General features: G+C 74.8%; 17 protein-coding genes. 9 read left to right on the top strand and 8 right to left on the bottom strand.

Annotation, left to right across the window (positions count from 1 at the left end):
• Window positions 1-305: 305 nt before the first annotated feature.
• Entirely contained in the window at window positions 306-1145 is an 840-nt protein-coding gene (locus ACHZ99_RS02870; RefSeq protein ID WP_420302696.1) for a hypothetical protein, read from the top strand.
• A gap of 129 nt (window positions 1146-1274) precedes the next feature.
• Window positions 1275-2726 carry an FG-GAP repeat protein gene (locus tag ACHZ99_RS02865; RefSeq protein ID WP_420302695.1) on the top strand — a complete coding sequence of 484 codons (1452 nt, stop codon included), beginning with the start codon at window positions 1275-1277 and terminating at the stop codon, window positions 2724-2726.
• Between the two features lie 3 nt (window positions 2727-2729).
• Here the strand turns inward: ACHZ99_RS02865 and ACHZ99_RS02860 are convergent, their stop codons facing one another.
• A complete protein-coding gene (locus tag ACHZ99_RS02860; RefSeq protein ID WP_420302694.1) occupies window positions 2730-3116 on the bottom strand; it encodes an MmcQ/YjbR family DNA-binding protein in 387 nt (128 codons plus the stop codon).
• An 84-nt stretch (window positions 3117-3200) separates the two neighbouring features.
• Window positions 3201-3947, bottom strand: coding sequence for a uracil-DNA glycosylase (locus tag ACHZ99_RS02855; protein ID WP_420302693.1), 747 nt, complete (start codon window positions 3945-3947; stop codon window positions 3201-3203).
• A 170-nt stretch (window positions 3948-4117) separates the two neighbouring features.
• Here ACHZ99_RS02855 and ACHZ99_RS02850 point away from each other — a divergent pair, with 170 nt between their 5' ends.
• The 4 genes from ACHZ99_RS02850 (at window position 4118) to ACHZ99_RS02835 (ending at window position 8523) form a co-directional block, all read left to right on the top strand.
• On the top strand, window positions 4118-4369 hold the full coding sequence (locus ACHZ99_RS02850; RefSeq protein ID WP_420302692.1) for a hypothetical protein: 252 nt from the start codon (window positions 4118-4120) through the stop codon (window positions 4367-4369).
• A gap of 235 nt (window positions 4370-4604) precedes the next feature.
• On the top strand, window positions 4605-5666 hold the full coding sequence (locus tag ACHZ99_RS02845) for an ATP-binding protein (RefSeq protein WP_420302691.1): 1062 nt from the start codon (window positions 4605-4607) through the stop codon (window positions 5664-5666).
• Window positions 5663-7558: a DUF2201 family putative metallopeptidase gene (locus ACHZ99_RS02840; RefSeq protein WP_420302690.1), complete on the top strand. Its 1896-nt coding sequence runs from the start codon at window positions 5663-5665 to the stop codon at window positions 7556-7558. Before ACHZ99_RS02845 ends, ACHZ99_RS02840 begins: the two co-directional genes overlap by 4 nt.
• A 101-nt stretch (window positions 7559-7659) precedes the next feature.
• A complete protein-coding gene (locus tag ACHZ99_RS02835) occupies window positions 7660-8523 on the top strand; it encodes a class I SAM-dependent methyltransferase (protein WP_420302689.1) in 864 nt (287 codons plus the stop codon).
• 111 nt (window positions 8524-8634) lie between these two features.
• Here ACHZ99_RS02835 and ACHZ99_RS02830 read toward each other — a convergent pair whose 3' ends face one another.
• Complete coding sequence (locus ACHZ99_RS02830) at window positions 8635-9864, bottom strand: PucR family transcriptional regulator (RefSeq protein ID WP_420302688.1); 1230 nt, start codon at window positions 9862-9864, stop codon at window positions 8635-8637.
• Window positions 9865-9971: 107 nt separating this feature from the next.
• On the opposite strand from ACHZ99_RS02830, the gene ACHZ99_RS02825 reads away from it, so the two are divergent.
• Window positions 9972-10856: an SGNH/GDSL hydrolase family protein gene (locus ACHZ99_RS02825; protein ID WP_420302687.1), complete on the top strand. Its 885-nt coding sequence runs from the start codon at window positions 9972-9974 to the stop codon at window positions 10854-10856.
• Window positions 10857-11149: 293 nt separating this feature from the next.
• Here the strand turns inward: ACHZ99_RS02825 and glnA are convergent, their stop codons facing one another.
• The gene (gene glnA / locus ACHZ99_RS02820; protein WP_420302686.1) at window positions 11150-12565 is read right to left on the bottom strand and encodes a type I glutamate--ammonia ligase; all 1416 of its coding nucleotides are present in this window, start codon (window positions 12563-12565) and stop codon (window positions 11150-11152) included.
• Between the two features lie 303 nt (window positions 12566-12868).
• On the opposite strand from glnA, the gene ACHZ99_RS02815 reads away from it, so the two are divergent.
• Window positions 12869-13345 (top strand): RDD family protein, encoded by a 477-nt coding sequence (locus ACHZ99_RS02815; protein ID WP_420302685.1) that lies wholly within the window; start codon window positions 12869-12871, stop codon window positions 13343-13345.
• 85 nt (window positions 13346-13430) lie between these two features.
• On the opposite strand, the gene ACHZ99_RS02810 is transcribed toward ACHZ99_RS02815, so the two are convergent.
• The 4 genes from ACHZ99_RS02810 to lipB all read right to left on the bottom strand — a co-directional run bounded on the left by ACHZ99_RS02810 (window position 13431) and on the right by lipB (window position 16380).
• On the bottom strand, window positions 13431-14126 hold the full coding sequence (locus ACHZ99_RS02810; protein ID WP_420302684.1) for a DUF4191 domain-containing protein: 696 nt from the start codon (window positions 14124-14126) through the stop codon (window positions 13431-13433).
• A 106-nt stretch (window positions 14127-14232) separates the two neighbouring features.
• Entirely contained in the window at window positions 14233-14463 is a 231-nt protein-coding gene (locus ACHZ99_RS02805) for a hypothetical protein (protein WP_420302683.1), read from the bottom strand.
• A gap of 131 nt (window positions 14464-14594) precedes the next feature.
• The gene (gene lipA, locus ACHZ99_RS02800; protein WP_420302682.1) at window positions 14595-15536 is read right to left on the bottom strand and encodes a lipoyl synthase; all 942 of its coding nucleotides are present in this window, start codon (window positions 15534-15536) and stop codon (window positions 14595-14597) included.
• 61 nt (window positions 15537-15597) lie between these two features.
• Window positions 15598-16380 carry a lipoyl(octanoyl) transferase LipB gene (lipB, locus tag ACHZ99_RS02795; RefSeq protein ID WP_420303189.1) on the bottom strand — a complete coding sequence of 261 codons (783 nt, stop codon included), beginning with the start codon at window positions 16378-16380 and terminating at the stop codon, window positions 15598-15600.
• Window positions 16381-17362: 982 nt separating this feature from the next.
• On the opposite strand from lipB, the gene ACHZ99_RS02790 reads away from it, so the two are divergent.
• The gene (locus ACHZ99_RS02790) at window positions 17363-18238 is read left to right on the top strand and encodes a hypothetical protein (RefSeq protein WP_420302681.1); all 876 of its coding nucleotides are present in this window, start codon (window positions 17363-17365) and stop codon (window positions 18236-18238) included.
• Window positions 18239-18287: the final 49 nt, after the last annotated feature.

Raw genomic sequence — 18287 nt, 5'->3', positions numbered from 1 at the left:
CGCGAGCTTCGTCTCGCCGCGGGTCGTGCGTCTCCGCGTGCGGCGGCAGGAGCCGCCGCCGTGGGCGGCCGGGGCCCCGCTGTGGAGTCTGTTGTCCCGGACCCGCCCGCCGGTGCTCCGCCCCCGCGCCGGAGGCGGTCCGGGGTCCGGCCGGAGGCCGCCCCGCGCTGCGGCGCCTCGGCGCTGTCGGTGCCGCGCTCGGCGCCGCTCTCGCACAGGTCTGGGTCCTCGTCGGCGTACCCTCCGAGGCCGCGCTCGCCTGCAACGGCGACGTCGCCTACTGCGACCGCCCGTACGACCGCGTCGTGCAGGTCGGGTCGCACAACGCCATGGCCACCGTGCCGGACGGCTTCCTCGGCGCCCACCAGGACCTCTCCCTCACCGGCCAACTCGACCGCGGCGCCCGCGCGCTCCTCCTCGACACCCACTACTGGGAGACCGCCGAGCGCCTCGTCCCGCCCGCCGGCACCGGGGGGCTCGACGCCGCCGCCCGCGCCACCCTCGTACGGGCCGTGGACTCCGTGGTCCGGCCGCGGCCCGGGACGTGGCTGTGCCACGGGCCGTGCCGCATGGGCGCCACCCCGCTCACCGACCGGCTGCGCGACCTCCGCGACTGGCTGGCGGACCACCCCCGCGACGTCGTGACCCTGATCGTCCAGGACGCCATCACCCCCGCCGACACCGCCCGCGCCTTCCGCGCCGCCGGCCTCGGCCCGTACCTGTACCGGCCCGGCCCGGACCCCGCCGCTCCCTGGCCCACGCTCGGTGAGATGGTCGACTCCGGGCGGCGGCTCGTGGTCTTCGCCGAGAAGGCCGCCGGCACCGCGCCCTGGTACCGCAACTTCTACGACTACGGCGTCGAGACCCCGTACCGTGCCCGCAGCGCCGCCGACTTCCGCTGCGCGCCGCACCGCGGCGGCAGCGACCCCCGCAAGCGGCTCTTCCTCCTCAACCACTTCGTCACCCGCGGCTCCGGCGCCCCCCGCACCGCGGCCGCCGCCGTCAACGACGCCGACGTCATCGTCGACCGGGCCCGGACGTGCGCCCTGCTGCGCGGCCGGCTGCCGACGATCGTGGCCGTGAACCACCTGACCCTCGGGGACGCGGTCGGCGCCGTCCGCCGCCTCAACTCCCGGGCGCCCTGAGGAGACCGGCCGGGCCGGCGCCGTGGGGCGCCGAACTTCCGTTCCGCGTACAACCTTTGCCCCGTCCCACCGGTCCTCTCCACACCCCGCGCGGACGACTTCCGTCCGCCCCGGACCGGGAGGTACCAGGTGATCGTTCAGCCCCGCCGTCGCGTCCTCACGGCGCTGGCCACGTCCCTCGCCCTGGCCGGCGGCCTCCTGACGGCCACGACCGCCGCCACACCCGCCGCCGCCGACCCCAGCGGGCTGCGCGGCGACTTCGACGGCGACGGCTACCGCGACCTCGCGGTCGCCAACCCCGCGGCCGTCGTGTCCGGCAAGGACCACGCCGGGGCCGTGGTCGTGCTCTACGGCTCGGCCGACGGCCCGGACCGCACCCGGCGCGCGGTGATCCACCAGGCCACGGCCGGCGTGCCGGGCTCGCCGGAGGACGGCGACCGGTTCGGGTACAGCATGGTCTTCGACGACTTCGACGGCGACGGCTACTCGGACCTGATCGTCGGCTCGCCGCGCGAGAACATCAGCGGGGACGTCGACCGCGGCACCCTGACCGTGCTCTGGGGCGGCCCCGAGGGGCTGAGCGGCGCCGCCCCGGTGCGGGTGGCGAACCTCCCGGACACCGGCTGCGCCCTCGCCGAGGGGCTGTACTCCGGCGACCTGGACGGCGACGGCGCGCCCGACGTCAGCGTCGCCGGCCGCTGCTCGCCGTTCCACCTCCGGGGGCCCTTCACCCGCGCGGGCGAGCCGCTGGGCCAGCAGCGGGACCCCCTGCTCGGCACGACCCGCGGCGGCGTCTACGGGAACGTCGACGGGGATCCGGAGGCGGAGCGCATCGTGTTCTCCGGTCTGGTCGACGGCAACCCCGGCGGCAGGATCTACGTCGACGACTGGACCGGTGAACCGGACGGCGACGGCTTCGCCCGCATCCGCCTCACCGACGCCGGCGGCCTGACCGGCGACATCGGGGACATCGACGGCGACGGCTACGGCGACCTGGTGACAGGGTTCCCGCAGGAGGCCCGGGAGGGCTATCCGTGGCCCGCCGGGGGCACGGTCGACGTCTGGTTCGGCGGCCCGGACGGGATCGACCCCGCGCAGCGGCCGCGGCGCGTCCACCAGGACACCGCGGGCGTCCCGGGCGTCGGTGAGGCCGGGGACGGCTTCGGCGGGTCGGTCACCGTCGCGGACATGGACGACGACGGCCTCGCCGACGTGGCCGTCGGGGTGGCCGGTGAGTCCTTCGGCGGCACGTACGACGCCGGGACCGTCACGCTGCTGCGGGGATCGGCGGACGGGCTGACCGCCACCGGCGCCCGGCTGCTCCACCAGAACACCCCCGGGGTGCCGGGGACACCGGAGAACTACGACGTGTTCGGCAGCGAGGTCGTGCTGAACGACCGCAACCGCGACGGCCGGTACGACCTGACCGTGGGCGTTCCGGGGGAGAACGACAGCGGCATGGTCTGGCACGCGCCGGGCGAACTCGGCGGCATCGCGACGACCGGCTCGGTCAACATCACCGCCTCCGCCGTGGGAGCCGGCGGTGACCACCCGGGCTTCGGCGAGGTGATCGCCCGGTAGCGGCTAGGTGCCCGGGGGCGTCCGGTGGCGTTCCCCGGGCCAGTCGAGGGCCAGGCGGCGGGCGCGGGGGAGCTTGGCGACCACGAGGTCGTACGAGTCCTCGATCATCTCCAGCACCAGGCGCTCGGGCACGGTGCCGTCGAGGCGGACCGTGTTCCAGTGCCGCTTGTTCAGGTGGTAGCCGCCGACTATCTCCGGGTACGTCGCGCGGAGCTGCACCGCCAGCTCCGGGTCGCACTTCAGGCTCACCGACAGCGGCGTGGCGTCCAGCCGGCTCAGCGCGAACACCTTGCCGCCGACCTTGAAGACGGACGTCTCCGGGCCGAAGGGCCACTCCTCCACGGCCCCGTTCGGCTCCAGGCACGCGGCGTGCAGCTCCTCGGGTCTCATGCGCCCAGTATGGAAGCCGCCACTGACACCGCACCCCGAGCCGCCGGGACCCCGAGCCGCCCGGGACCCCGCGCCCCCGCCCCGCTACAGGCCCGCCGACGCCGCCGCCGCGGCAAGCACCTCCCGCAGCATCGCCGGTGTCAGCCGCCCCGTGAACGTGTTCTGCTGGCTGACGTGGTAGCAGCCGTACAGCTCCAGCGGCGCGCCCCCGTCCGCCCGCCGCAGCGTCGTGCGCGCCCCGTGCCCGAACACCGGCCGCGGACGCGGCACTTCCCAGCCCGCCGCGGCCAGCGCCGGCAGCGCCGCCTGCCACCCGAAGGCGCCGAGCACCACCGCCGAGCGCAGCGTCGGCCGCAGCAGCTCGGTCTCGCGGACCAGCCAGGGGCGGCAGGTGTCGCGCTCGGCGGGCGTCGGCTTGTTCTCGGGCGGGGCGCAGTGGACGGGGGCGGTGATGCGGACGCCGCGCAGGGTCAGGCCGTCGCCGCGGTGGGTGGCGTCGGGCCGGCTGGCGAGGCCGGTGGCGTGCAGGGCGGCGTACAGGACGTCGCCGGAGCGGTCGCCGGTGAACATGCGCCCGGTGCGGTTGGCGCCGTGGGCGGCGGGCGCGAGGCCGACGATCAGCATCGCCGCGTCCGCCGGGCCGAAGCCGGGCACGGGGCGGCCCCAGTAGTCCCAGTCGGCGTACGACCGGCGCTTGACGGCGGCGACCTCCTCCCGCCAGGCGACGAGCCGCGGGCAGGCGCGGCAGTCGACGAGCCGTTCGTCCAGCTCGGCGACGGTACGGGTGCGGGGGGCGGTGGCGGCGGGGAGCGGGGGTCCGGTGGAGGTCATCGGTGTCAGCATGCCCGACTGCGGCGCCCGGTGCCGAACGGGGGCCCCGTAGCCTTCCGTGCATTCGAACTGGTATCCCGAAATGACCTTTGACCAGGAGTGTTTGTCAGTCGGTGGCGGTATCATAGAGGGAGTGAACACGGGCCAAGACGAGGCCGAGGAGGTCGCCCATGCCAGTGGCGTACGCCCCGACACCCCTGCCCAGGAAGCCGCTTCCGGCGGGCATGCCGCGTGAGTGGTATGTCGCGCACAACCGCATGCTGAAGGCCATGCGCATCGCCATCGCCCTGCTCGACACCGGGGTCTACACCCCGCAGCGCGCCCGCAACGAGGTGATACGCCACACCGCCGAGCGGATCGGCGTCCACCCGCCCTCGCTGACGACCTGCCGGCTGGTGCGCAGCCTGCTCCCGCTGGTCTGACCCCACCCGCTCCGCCCGCTCCGTCCGCCCCGGGCGCGGGGCCCGGCCCGCAAGGCCGTACGCCCCGCGCCCGCGCGCCCCCACGGAACCCCGCGCCCCCGCCGCACCCTGCCGCACCGCCCCCGCTCCCCGGAAATTCGGCTGCGCCGCGTCCCGTCCCGGACCACACTGGACATGCCGACACGGCGCACCCCCTGCGCGCGCCGCACCCCGACCGGAACCAGGAGCCCGCCGCGTGCAGGCAGCAGTCACCGTCACCCCCGCCCGGATCCCCGAGCTGCTGCTCGGCCTCGCCACCGTCCGCCCGGTCTTCCTCTGGGGCGCCCCCGGCATCGGCAAGTCCTCGCTGGTGCGGAAGTTCGCCGACTCCCTCGGCCTCGACTGCGTCAGCCTTATCGGCACCCAGCTCGCCCCCGAGGACCTCATCGGCGTGCCGCAGATCCGCGCCGGCCGCAGCGTCTTCTGCCCGCCGGAGGCCATCGCCCGCGACGAGCCGTACTGCCTCTTCCTCGACGAGCTGAACGCCGCCACCCCCGACGTGCAGAAGGCGTTCTACTCCCTCATCCTCGACCGCCGCATCGGCAACTACGAGCTGCCCGAGGGCAGCATCGTCATCGGCGCCGGCAACCGCGCCACCGACAACGCGCTCGCCCGCCCCATGGCCTCCGCCCTCGTCAACCGCCTCGCCCACGTCCACCTGGAGGCGTCCGCCCCCGACTGGCTCGTCTGGGCCGGCGAGCACGGCATCCACCCCTGGGCCACCGACTACCTCACCGACCGCCCCGACCACCTGTGGTCGAAGCCGCCGAAGACCGAGGAGCCCTTCTCCACCCCGCGTTCGTGGCACATGCTCTCCGACGCGCTGCACTCCTTCGGCCCCACGCTCGACGACCCCACCCTCAAGACCGTCGCGCACGGCACGCTCACGCCCGCGCACGCCGTCTCCTTCTGCGGGTACGTCAAGATCGTCCGGCACCGGTACGGCATCGAGGCCATTCTCAAGGGCGACGCCTCCTGGCCGCGCCGCACCGAGGACCGCGACCTGCTCTACTACCTCGCCGAGGCGTTCCGCGGCCGGCTCGTCAAGGAGCTGCCCGCGAGCAAGGAGCACGCCTCGCCGGCCGTGCGCGAGACCGCGTACCGCGCCAAGGCGCTCCTCGTCCAGCTGGCCGAGATATCGGTGGAGGTGGCCCAGACCGTCATCGCCGAGGACGACGACGGCCGGCCGGTGCTGCCCGCCTGGTTCCTGGTCGAGGCCGCGCGCGACATGCCGCGCCTGGTGGAAGCCCGCCGGTGAGCCGTACGAACCGCGCGGGCCGGCGCGGCAAGGCCAAGGCGGAACGCCGCGACGACCCGGCGACCCGCGCCTTCTCCGCCGGCCTCGCCAAGACCATGCAGAACCCCGCCCTGCGCGCGCTCAACGCACGCGTGCTCCGTACCGGCACGGCGCAGGCCCCGGCCTCGTCCGGCCGGCGCACCGCCGTCGACGCGGAGCCCGGAGGCACCACCCGCGCCCCCGCCCACGGCCTGGCCCGGGTGGACTCCGACGGCGCCGTCCACGCCCACCCCACCCGGCGCGCCGAGCCCGCCGAGTGGACCTGGGCGCTGGCCCACTGCCTGCTCCACCTCGGCTTCGGCCACGCCCCCGCAGCCCGCGGCGAGCGCACCCAGCCCGACCGCTACGAGCAGGCCGCCCGCTGCACCGTCGTCAACCGCTTCCTCGTCACCTTCGGCACCGGCCGCCCGCCCGCCGACCTGCCCGAGCAGTACCCCGGCGGCACCGAGGAGGAACTCGCCGCACGCTGGCGGCGCGACGGCATCCCCGCCGAGTACGAGCACTGCGGCGCCGCCGGCGGCGAGCCCGACGTGCTGCTGCTGCCGTGGGAGGACTGGACCGGCGCCGCCCCGCCGGACTGGCAGCGGAGCTTCGCGCACGCCCTCACCCGTACGATGTCCGCCGCCATGGAGGTCGCCGGCGGCCGCCGCGACGCGCTCACCGGCGCGCGCACGCCCCGGCGGCCGTGGGAGCGGGCGCTGGAGTGGTTCGTCTCCTCGTACCCGCTGCTCGGCGGCATCGCCACCGGCATGACCCTCGTCGCCGACGCCGAACTCGCCCGCGCCCACGACATCTCCGTCGCCGCCGTCGACGCCGCCGCGGGCGAGATCTACATCAACCCGCTGAAGGACCACACCGACGACGAGTGGCGCTTCATCCTCGGCCACGAGATGCTGCACGCCGCCCTGCGCCACGGCGAGCGCCGCGGCGCCCGCGACCCGTACCTCTTCAACATCGCCGCCGACTTCGTCGTCAACGGCTGGCTGCTGGAGATGCGCGTCGGCGAGATGCCCCCCGGGCTGCTGCACGACCCGCGGCTCGCCGGCCTGTCCACCGAGGAGGTCTACGACCGCCTCGCCGCCGACCTGCGGCTCCAGCGCCGCCGGCTCGCCACCCTGCGCGGCCGGGGACTCGGCGACATACTCGGCGGGCCGCTGGTGCCGCGGGATCCGGCCGCCGCGTACGTCGACCTCGACGAGTTCTACCGCCGCGGACTGCAACGCGGCCTCGACCTGCACGAGCGCGACCACGACCGCGGGCTGCTGCCCGCCGGGCTGGTCGAGGAGATCCGCGCGCTCGCGCAGCCGCCGCTGCCGTGGGACGCGCGGCTGGCGCGCTGGTTCGACGAGTTCGTGCCCCGCGCCGAACCGGTGCGCACCTTCGCCCGCCCCGCCCGCCGGCAGGCCGCCACCCCCGACATCCCCCGCGCCGGCCGCTACTTCCCGCCCGAGGAGGTCGCCCGCTGCACCTTCGGCGTCGTCCTCGACACCTCCGCCTCCATGGAGCGCACCCTGCTCGGCAAGGCGCTGGGCGCCATCGCCTCCTACGCCGAATCCCGCGACGTACCGGCGGCCCGCGTCGTCTTCTGCGACGCCGCGCCCTACGACGCGGGCTTCCTGCCGGCGACGGAGATCGCCGGCCGGGTCCGCGTCCGGGGACGCGGCGGAACGGTGCTCCAGCCGGGCCTGGACCTGCTGGACCGGGCGGACGACTTCCCGCCCGGGGCACCGGTGCTGGTGATCACCGACGGCATGTGCGACGTGCTGCGGGTGCGCAGGGAGCACGCCTACCTGATCCCGGCGGGGGCGTCGCTGCCGTTCGTCGCCCGGGGGCCGGTGTTCCGCGTACGGTGACGCCCCCGCGGCGGCGACCGGCGCCCGCGAGGCCCCGCTCGTGGTGCCTTCGACGCTCGCGGGGCCGCCGCTCCGCGTACGGTGGCGGTGGCGTACGACCAATGGCGGGACCGGAGGCGGCGGACGTGGCGGAGAGCACGCGGACCCTGGACTGGGACGGCGAGACGGGCGACCACTGGGTCGCGTACGAGGAGAAGTACAACGCGGCGATGCTCCGTTACAGCGAGCGGCTCTTCGCCGGCGCCGGCGTGCGCCCCGACGACCGGGTCCTCGACATCGGCTGCGGCTGCGGCCAGACCACCCGGGTGGCCGCCGCCCTGGCGACGGACGGCTCGGTGCTGGGCGTCGACCTGTCCGCGGCGATGCTGGCCCAGGCGCGCCGCCGGGCGGCGGCGGAGGGCCTGGAGAACGTCCGCTTCGAACAGGCCGACGCGCAGGTCCACGACTTCGGGACGGGCGCGTACGACCTGGCGATCAGCCGCAACGGGGTGATGTTCTTCGACGACCCGGTGGCGGCGTTCGCCAATGTACGGCGGGCGCTGCGGCCCGCCGGGCGGCTGGCGTTCGTGGCGTGGCGGGCGCCGGAGGAGAGCGAGTACTCCCTGGTGCCCCGCGCCGCCCTCGGCCGGTACGTCACCCTGCCGGGCCCGGGCGGCGCAAACGAGCCGGGCCCGAACTCGCTGGCCGACCCCGACCGCGTACGGGACGTGCTGGCGCGCGCGGGGCTGGCCGACGTGCGGCTGGAGCCCGAGGACGAGCTGATGGACCTCGGCGCCGACGTCGACGAGGCGCTGGACTTCGTCCTCAACCGCCCCCACGTGCGCGGCCCGCTGTCGGAGACCGACGCCGCCACGGCGGCGAAGGCGACGGAGGAACTGCGCACGGCCCTGACCCCGTACGCCACCCCGGCGGGGGTGCTGCTGCGCTCCCCGGCCTGGCTGGTCACTGCCCACGCCCCGGCGTAGCCCCAGCCCCGGGACCACGGCACCGGGGAGCGGGCCGCGACACCCGGCCCCACGCACGCTTGCCCCCGGGCCCCATCACGCCCTGCCCCCGATCCCCGCGTGCCGGGCCGGTCAGGCCCGTAACGTGCGGCGGGCGACCAGGGCCGCGCTCAGCCTCCGCGCGTCCGCCGGGGCCGTCGGGGTGAGGCCCGTGAGCCGGGCTATGCGGCGGATGCGGTAGTCCACCGTGTTGGGGTGCACGTGCAGCGCCGCCGCCGTGCCGCGCCGGTCGAGGTCGCGGGCCAGGTACGTCTCCAGCGTGTGCAACAGCTCCGGCCGCCCCGCCAGCGGCTCCAGCAGCTCCGCCAGCCCGGCGAGGGCCTCGCTCGGGCGGCTGAGCTGGTAGTCGAGCAGCACATCGGCCAGCCGGTACAGCCCGGGCGGCCGGTCCGTACGGCGTACCAGCTCCACGATGTCCGCCGTCTGCGCCACCGCCGCCGGCAGCCCGTCCGGCGCCGCCTCCGCCGCCGCGGCGGTCACCGGCGCGCCCACGGCCAGGGCCGTACGGTCGATCAGCCCGCACAGCGCCGCCCACGCCGGTTCCTCCGGCACCGGCACCGGCAACAGCGCGGTGCCGCCGCCGGCGTCGAGCGCGGTGAGCGCCGGTTCGCCGGCGAAGCCGTTCAGCGCCGTCTGCAGCCGGCGGATCTTGCGCCGGGCGGCGATCCGGGCCCGGGACCCGGGGGAGTGCTCGTCGGGGTGCGGGGCGACGTGCAGCGTCATGGCCACGTACCGCGGCGCCGGCCGCAGCCCCGTGCGGCGGGCGATCCCCTCCAGCGGCTCGCCGGCGAGGAGCGCGGCCAGCAGCGCGTGCCGTGGCGCGTGCTCCTGGACGTCGAGGACCTGCCGGGCCTCCAGGTACGCGGCGCTGACCGCCGAGACCAGCTGCCGCTGAAGCACGAAGAGATGCGTCAGCACCTCCTGGACGTCGGCGAGGTCCGCCGGCCGTGCCTCGGCGGAGATCTCCTCCCAGCCCATCGCCGTGCCGATCTGGTAGGCGCTGAGGATGGCGTCCAGCGGTACCCCCTCCTCGGCGCGCTGGGCGGCCGACTCCCGCTGCCGTACCAGCTCGTCGTCGCGCGCCGGGCCGCGGCGCTGGAGCACGTCGGCGAAGAGGCGCAGGCTGCGCTGCACGATGTCCGCGATGTCGCCCGCGACCTCCTCGGGCGGCAGGGCGGCGTACACGGGCAGTTCGGCCAGCAGCCGGTCGACGACGCGGCGGGTGAGCGCGGGCACCCGGGCCCGCAGCCGCGCGTCGACCGGGCCGCCGCCGACGCACAGCGGTGTGTTGTCACGCGTCACAACGGCTCCCGGAGAAGTCTGCGTTACTGACCAGTTAAGCGCAGCCGGGCCCGTCTGCATCATGTGCACGACACAATTTCCCCGACCCCCACCGCCGGGAGCCGCGAATGAACGTGGTGCCGAAACTCCTCAAGGGCGCGCTGGGCGCCGCCGCGGCGATCGGCCTCGTCGTCGGAGGCACGGCCGCACCGGCCGCCGCCGACGCCGCGGCCGGCGAGGTCTACGTCGCCCTCGGCGACTCCATGGCCTCGGGCCCGCTCATCCCCCTCCCCACCGGCCCGCTCGCCTGCGGGCGCTCCACCGAGAACTACGCGCACGAGCTGGCCGACCGGCTGGACGTCGCCGAACTGCGCGACGTCACGTGCAGCGGCGCGGAGACCGAGCACATGACGCAGCCGCAGTCGCTCTCGCTGCTCGGCGTGGACATGGGCGAGGCGCCGCCGCAGTTCGACGCGCTCGACGCGGACACGACCCTGGTCACGCTGACGATCGGCGGGAACGACGCGGGGCTGGTCGGCGTCGCACAGGACTGCATGCAGTTGGACCCGACCGCCGACCCGTGCAAGGACGGCTTCATGGAGGGCGGCGTCGACACGGTCGCGCAGCGCATCGAGGCCATGGGCCCGAAGCTGGGCGCGGTGCTCGACGGCATCCACGCGCGCGCCCCGCAGGCCCGCGTCCTCGTCACCGGCTACGGCGACTACATCAAGCCCGGCGGCTGCTGGCCGTACCAGCCGGTGCTCGCCGCCGACGCCGACTGGCTGCAGGGCAGCGTCAACCACATGAACCGCGTCATCGCCGACCGCGCGGCGGCCCACGGCGCCGAGTACGTCGACGTCTTCACCCCGAGCCGCGGCCACGACGCCTGCCAGTCGCCGGGCGAGAAGTGGGTCGAGGGCTACGTCCCGACCGCCCCGGCAGCGCCGCTGCACCCGAACGCACGGGGCGAGGAGGCGTACGCGAACATCATCCACGGCCAACTGACCACCTGACACCCGGCCCCGGACCCGCCGGGCGGCAAACGGAGGAGACCCCGCCGCCCGGCGGGGTCTCCTGCTGCCAGGACACCCCGGCCCTCGGCGACGACGCCGTACGTCACCTCGCCGCCCGGAGCGGCCGCCGGTGCCGGCGGCGACGGGGCGGGCGGTACCCGCCGTCGCGGAGCACCTCCTGCTCCGGCACTGAGACACGCCGCACAGGCCGCGGCCCCGGTCCCGCGGACGCCGCCGCGCCCGGTCCGGGCCTGCGGATGCAGGGCGGGCGGGCGCGGCGGCAGAGACCGGTCTTACACGTCGAAGTACAGCTCGAACTCGTGCGGGTGCGGGCGCAGCTGGAGCGGTGCGATCTCCTGGGTGCGCTTGAAGTCGATCCAGGTCTCGATCAGGTCGGCGGTGAAGACGCCGCCCTGGAGCAGGAACTCGTGGTCGGCCTCCAGGGCCTCCAGCACCGCCGGGAGGTTCGTCGGGACCTGGGGGACCGCGGCGTGCTCCTCGGGGGCCAGCTCGTAGAGGTCCTTGTCGACCGGCTCGGCGGGCTCGATCTTGTTCTTGATGCCGTCCAGGCCGGCCAGCAGCATGGCGGAGAAGGCCAGGTACGGGTTGCCGGAGGAGTCCGGGGCGCGGAACTCGATGCGCTTGGCCTTGGCGCTGGCGCCGGTGATCGGGATGCGGATCGCGGCGGAGCGGTTGCGCTGCGAGTAGACCAGGTTGACCGGGGCCTCGAAGCCGGGGACGAGGCGGTGGTAGGAGTTCACCGTCGGGTTGGTGAAGGCCAGCAGCGCCGGGGCGTGGCGGAGGATGCCGCCGATGTAGTAGCGGGCGGTGTCCGACAGGCCCGCGTAGCCCTGCTCGTCGTAGAAGAGCGGCTCGCCGCCCGTCCAGAGCGACTGGTGGCAGTGCATGCCGGAGCCGTTGTCGCCGAAGATCGGCTTGGGCATGAAGGTCGCGGTCTTGCCGTTGCGCCAGGCGACGTTCTTCACGATGTACTTGAAGAGCATCAGGTCGTCGGCGGCGGCCAGCAGGGTGTTGAACTTGTAGTTGATCTCGGCCTGGCCGGCGGTGCCCACCTCGTGATGCTGGCGCTCGACCTGGAGGCCGGACGCGGCCAGTTCGAGGGAGATCTCCGCGCGCAGGTCGGCGAAGTGGTCGACGGGCGGGGCGGGGAAGTAGCCGCCCTTGTAGCGGACCTTGTAGCCGCGGTTGCCGCCGTCCTCGACGGCGCCGGTGTTCCAGGCGCCGGCCTCGGAGTCGATGTGGTAGTAGCCGGCGTTCGCCTTGGTCTCGAAGCGGACGTCGTCGAAGACGTAGAACTCCGCCTCGGGGCCGAAGTAGGCGGTGTCGGCGATGCCGGAGGAGGCGAGGTACGCCTCGGCCTTCTTGGCCACGTTCCGCGGGTCGCGGCTGTACTGCTCGCCGGTGATCGGGTCGTGGATGAAGAAGTTGACGTTGAGCGTCTTGTCCCTGCGGAACGGGTCGAGGCGGGACGTGGTGAGGTCCGGCACGAGCGCCATGTCGGACTCGTGGATGGCCTGGAAGCCCCGGATCGACGAGCCGTCGAACATCAGCTGGCCGTCGGGCTCGAAGACCTCGACGGGCACCGTGAAGTGCTGCATGATGCCCGGCAGATCGCAGAAGCGCACGTCGACGAACTTCACGTCGTTGTCCGCGATGTACTTCCGGACCTCGTCGGCGTTCTGGAACATCCCATTCCTCCTATGGCCCGCCGCGAGGGGACGGGTAAGCCTGCTGAGCCTGCGCGGGTGCGCGTTCGGGCGCTTTCCGGCGGGTGCCGGCGTGCCGGCCTGCTCGCCCGAGCGTAGGCACCCGGGATTTCTCGGGCATGACCCATTTGTTTCGCCGATGTTAACCGCGCTCCCCGCGCGGCCCCGGGAACGCGCCTGGGGCCGCCCCTGCGCCGCCCGGCGGGTGGCCGGAATCGTATGCCGTCCGACGCCGCCGGCAGGGGGCCCCGAGGGGGTCCGCGGGCCTGGCAGTACCGTGGATACGTGGACAACGCGGAGAAGCGGCAAGCAATCGGATCGTGGCTCTCCGGCCCCCGCTCGGCGGCCGAGGACATGGGCGTCGACTTCGGCTACCGGGGGGAGCAGCTCGGGCTGCCCGAGACGGGGCCCGGCTCCGTCGCGCCGGTCGGCCGGCGGATCGCGGCGCTGGTCATCGACTGGCTGCTGTGCCAGCTGATCGCCTACGGCCTGTTCGCCGACGGCGAAAGCCGGTCGGTCGCGCTGTGGACGATGGCCGTCTTCTTCGTCATGACCGTGCTGATGGTCGGCACGGTCGGCCTGACGCCGGGCAAGCGGATCATGCGGCTGCGCGTCATCGCCGAGAACGGCTCCCGGCTCGGCGTCCTCGCCACGGTCGTGCGCACCGTGCTGCTCTGCCTGCTGATCCCGGCCGTCGTCTTCGACCGCGACACCCGCGGCCTGCACGACCGCGTGGCCCGCGCCGTCGAGGTCCGGATCTGAGACCGGGCGGCCCAGGCCCGGACGGCGGCGGCCCGGCCGTACGGGCGCGCCTTCCCGCCCGTACGGGGCCTTCCGCCCGCCGCGCTCAGCGCAGCTTGCCGCCGCCCTTCGGCATGCGCATGCCCTTCGGCATCGGACCCTTCGGGACCGGCATGTTGCTCATCAGGTCGCCCAGCGCCTTCAGCCGGTCGTTGACCTGCGTGACCTGCGGGCCCTGAAGCACCCGCGGCAGCTTCATCAGCGTGCTGCGCACCTTCTTCAGCGGCACCTGGCCCTCGTCGTTGCCGACGACGACGTCGTGGACGGGGACGTCCGCCACGACCCGGTTCATCCTCTTCTTCTCGGCCGCCAGCAGGCCCTTCAGCCGGTTCGGGTTGCCCTCGCCGACCAGGACGATCCCCGCCTTGCCCACGGCCCGGTGCACGACGTCCTGCTGCCGGGTCATCGCCACCGCCGGGGTGACGGTCCAGCCGCGCTTCATGTTGTCCAGCACCGCCGCGGCCGCGCCCGGCTGGCCCTCCATCTGGCCGAACGCCGCCGCCTCCGCGCGGCGCCCGAAGACGATCGCCATGCCGAGCAGCGCCAGCAGGAAACCGACGATGCCCAGGTAGACCGGGTGCCCGATGAGGAAGCCGACGCCCAGGGCGGCGCCGAGGACCAGGATGCCCACGCCCGCGACGATCCAGCCGACCTTCGGGTCGGCCCGCCTGGTCATCTTGTACGTGAGGGCGATCTGCTTCAGACGCCCGGTGTTCTCGGGGGTGGATTCACTGCTGGCCATGCCGCGAATTCTACGGCCAGCCGGGCCCGGCGACAGACCGGGGCCGGGGGCAGGGCCGGCGGGCGGGGCCGGGGGGCGGGGCCGGGGGGCGGGGCCGGGGCGCCGGCTACCGGGGCAGCGCGGACGTACCGCCCGCCGGGCCGGCCCTGCCCACCGCCGACTCCGACTCCCGCCGGGCCCGGGCCCGGCGGCGGTCCTCCAGAACGGCGTCCCAGGCGTTACGCCGCGCGGTGCGCTGCTCGCCGCGCAGCAGCAGCCTCTCGACGGTCCGCAGCACCCCGGTGACGGTGGGCCGGGGCGGCGGCCAGGACGGTAACGACGACGGTGACGACGGCATGACGGCCCCCCTCGGCGGTCGAGAAGTCAGGACGGCCGGGCGGTCACGGCCCGGCCGGGCTCCATGCTCACCCCACGGTGTTACCAGGGCGTGGCCCGGCGGTCAAAGCGGGGTGAAGCACGGTGCGGCGCTCAGGCGGCGCTGCGCTGCGCGCGCCTGTCCATGGCCTGCTTGTACAGCCGGCCCGCCCGGTACGAGGACCGCACCAGCGGCCCGGACATCACGCCCGCGTAGCCGATCTCCTCGGCCTCCTGCTGGAGCTCCACGAACTCGTGGGGCTTGACCCAGCGCTCGACCGGGTGGTGCCGCGGCGACGGCCGCAGGTACTGCGTGATGGTGATCAGCTCGCAGCCCGCCTCGTGGAGGTCCCGCAGCGTCCGGCTGACCTCCTCGCGCTCCTCGCCCAGCCCCAGGATGAGGTTCGACTTCGTCACCAGGCCGGCCTCGCGGGCGCGCGTGAGGACCTCCAGGGAGCGCTCGTAGCGGAAGCCGGGGCGGATGCGCTTGAAGATCCGCGGGACGGTCTCGACGTTGTGCGCCAGCACCTCGGGGCGGGCGGAGAAGACCTCCGCGAGCTGCTCCGGTACGGCGTTGAAGTCGGGGATCAGCAGCTCGACGCCGGTGCCGGGGGTGGTGGCGTGGATCTGGCGCACCGTCTCCGCGTACAGCCAGGCGCCGCCGTCGTCGAGGTCGTCGCGGGCGACGCCGGTGATCGTGGCGTACCGCAGCTCCATGCGCTCGACGGACTCGGCGACCCGGCGCGGCTCGTCGCGGTCCAGCTCGGCCGGGCGGCCGGTGTCGATCTGGCAGAAGTCGCACCGCCGGGTGCACTGCTCGCCGCCGATGAGGAAGGTCGCCTCGCGGTCCTCCCAGCACTCGAAGATGTTGGGACAGCCGGCTTCCTGGCAGACCGTGTGCAGGCCCTCGTCCTTGACGAGCTTCTGCAGCGCGTTGTACTCGGGCCCCATCTTCGCGCGGGTCTTGATCCACTCGGGTTTGCGCTCGATGGGGGTCTGGCTGTTGCGGACTTCCAGGCGGAGCAGCTTGCGACCGTCGGGTGCGACAGCGGACACGTCCGGGCTCCTAGCTTTCGATTCCTCGGCGTTCTCCAGCGTACGCCTCTGAATAGGGGAGTCAGACCGCGCGGGGGAGGGGCTCGGCCGTCTCCAGGATCTCGCGCAGGTGCTTCTCCACGACAGGGAGAACCTCCGACACCGGTACGTCTCTTCCCAGCTCCCCGGAGAGCGACGCCACGCCCGCGTCGCGGATGCCGCACGGCACGATCCGGTCGAACCACGTGTTGTCCGGGTTGCAGTTCAGGGAGAAGCCGTGCATGGTCACGCCCTTGGCGACCCGGATGCCGATCGCGGCCAGCTTGCGGTCCTCGCGGCGCTGGCCGGCGTTCGAGGGCGCGTACTCGGGACCGGCCAGGCGGGCGTCGTACTCCTCGTCCGTCAGCCGGGGGTCGAAGTCCAGCGACAGCCCGCCCAGCTCCGCGCGCCGCTCCACCGGGTCGCCCAGCACCCACACCCCGCTGCGGCCCTCGATCCTGGTGGTCTCCAGCCCGAAGTCGGCGCAGGCGCGGATCAGGGCCTCCTCCAGCCGGCGGACGTGCGCGACGACGTCGACGGGGCGGGGCAGCTTCAGGATCGGGTAGCCGACGAGCTGCCCGGGGCCGTGCCAGGTGATCTTCCCGCCCCGGTCCACGTCCACCACGGGGGTGCCGTCGAGGGGGCGCTCGTCCTCGGCCGTGCGCCGGCCCGCGGTGTAGACCGGCGGGTGCTCCAGCAGCAGGCAGGTGTCGGGAATCTCCTCGGCGAAGCGGGCGGCGTGCACCCGCCGTTGCTCCTGCCAAGCCTCCAGGTACTCGACGGCGTCCTCGCCGAACCCCAGGTGAACGAAGCGCAGCTCGCCCACGGTGCCCTCCTCGCGCTGTTTGCGCTGCTCTCGCCTTCCGGTCGCGGTGTGCATGCGCCGTACGGCATATGCGGCTGGCCGCTTTCCAGCCGACCCTCACCACTCTACGGCGGTATACGTTCCCGCCCTGCGCTCGGGTCTCCTCACACGATCGAATGAAGCTGGGACGAAAGTGGCGAGTAAGGCTTGTTTCGCCGCTACATTCGCGCCGTTCCCGGAGGCCCAGGCAGGAGACCCCACAGGTGACGACGGAACGACCTTCACAGCGACCTCCCAACCGCCAGCTCGCCGCCCTCATCTCCGAGGCCGGGTTCTCCAACGCGGGGCTGGCCCGCAGAGTCGATCAGCTAGGTCTCGAACACGGCCTCGATCTGCGGTACGACAAGACGTCCGTGACCCGCTGGCTCCGCGGCCAGCAGCCGCGCGGCACGACGCCGGCGCTGATCGCCGAGGTGTTCACCCGGCGCCTCGGGCGCCGGCTGACCGCGCAGGACCTCGGGCTCGACGCGTGCGCACCCGTGTACGCCGGACTGGAGTTCGCCGCGTCGCCGGCCGAGGCGATCGACATCGTGAGCGGGCTGTGGCGCAAGGACACGGGCAGCCAGGCGGAGCTGCGGAAGATTGCGTTCACTCCTGCGGGTCTGGTGGTGCCCAGCCGCGACTGGCTGATCGGCAGGCCGGACGAGAAGGTGGCGCGGGAGTTGCAGCAGCGGGCGGCGGGGGCGCCGCCGGGACCGCCGGGGGCGGGCGCCGCCGGGCCGGCCGGCGCGGCGCGGGTGCCGGCGCAGGGGCGCGGTCCGGGCGGGGCGTGGCCGCGGCCGCCGGAGCCGGCGCCGCCGGCGCCGGTACGGGGCCGGGCGGCGGGCCCGGGCCCGCCGCCGGGGCCGGGGGCCCGGGCGGGCGCGGTGACCCGGGGCCCGGATGGGGCGGGCCGGGCGCCCGGGCCCCCGGGCAGCGGGTCACCCAGGGCGACATCGGGGCCATGCGGTCGGTCGCCGAGATGTTCCGGGCGCTGGACAACGCGTACGGCGGCGGGCACGCCCGCCAGGCCCTCGTGCGGTACCTGGAGCACGAGGTCGAGCCGATGCTGCGGGGCACGTACAACGAGGCCACGGGCCGGCGGCTGTTCTCCGCCGCCGCGGACCTGACGCGGCTGGCCGGCTGGACCTCGTACGACATCGCCGCCCACGGCCTCGCCCAGCGGTACTTCGTCCAGGCGCTGCGGCTGGCGCAGGCGTCGGGCGACCGCGCGTACGGCAGCTACGTGCTGGTCACGATGAGCCGCCAGGCCGTCTACCTGGGGCACGGCCGGGAGGCCGTGCAGCTGGCCCGGGTCGCCCAGCAGGGCGTCGGCGGGGGCGCGCCGCCGGTGGTGCAGGCGCTGCTGCACGCCGCGGAGGCGCGCGGGCACGGGCTGCTCGGCGAGGTGCGGGCGTGCACGACGTCGCTGGCGCGGGCGGAGCGGGCGCTGGAGTCGGCGCGGCCGGGGGAGGAGGCGCCGCACTGGTCGCGGTTCTTCGACGAGGCGCAGCTGGCGGACGAGTTCGGGCACTGCCACCGCGACCTCCAGCAGTACCGGACCGCGGCCCAGCACGCGGAGCGCTCGCTGCAACTGCGCGCGGCGGGGTTCGCGCGCAGCCGGCTGTTCTGCCGGCTGGTGCTGGCCACGGCCCGGCTGGGGCTGGGCGAGGTGGAGCAGGCGTGCGTGCTGGGCGCGGAGGCGGCGCAGCAGGCGGCGGAGATGCGGTCGGCGCGGGCGGCGGAGTACGTGCGCGACTTCGAACGCCGGCTGGAGCCGTACCGCGACGCGCCTCCGGTGCGGGCGTACCGGGAACGGGTCTCGGCGCTGGCGGTGTGAGCCCCGGTACGGCCTGGCGACCGGCGCGGGGCGGCCCGCCCGGTGGCGG

The organism is Streptomyces sp. MAR4 CNX-425 (assembly GCF_048656465.1).
In the GTDB taxonomy this organism is placed as follows: domain Bacteria; phylum Actinomycetota; class Actinomycetes; order Streptomycetales; family Streptomycetaceae; genus Streptomyces.
The sequence above is the reverse complement of the archived record's forward strand: the minus strand, read 5'-3'. Positions and strand labels throughout refer to the sequence as shown.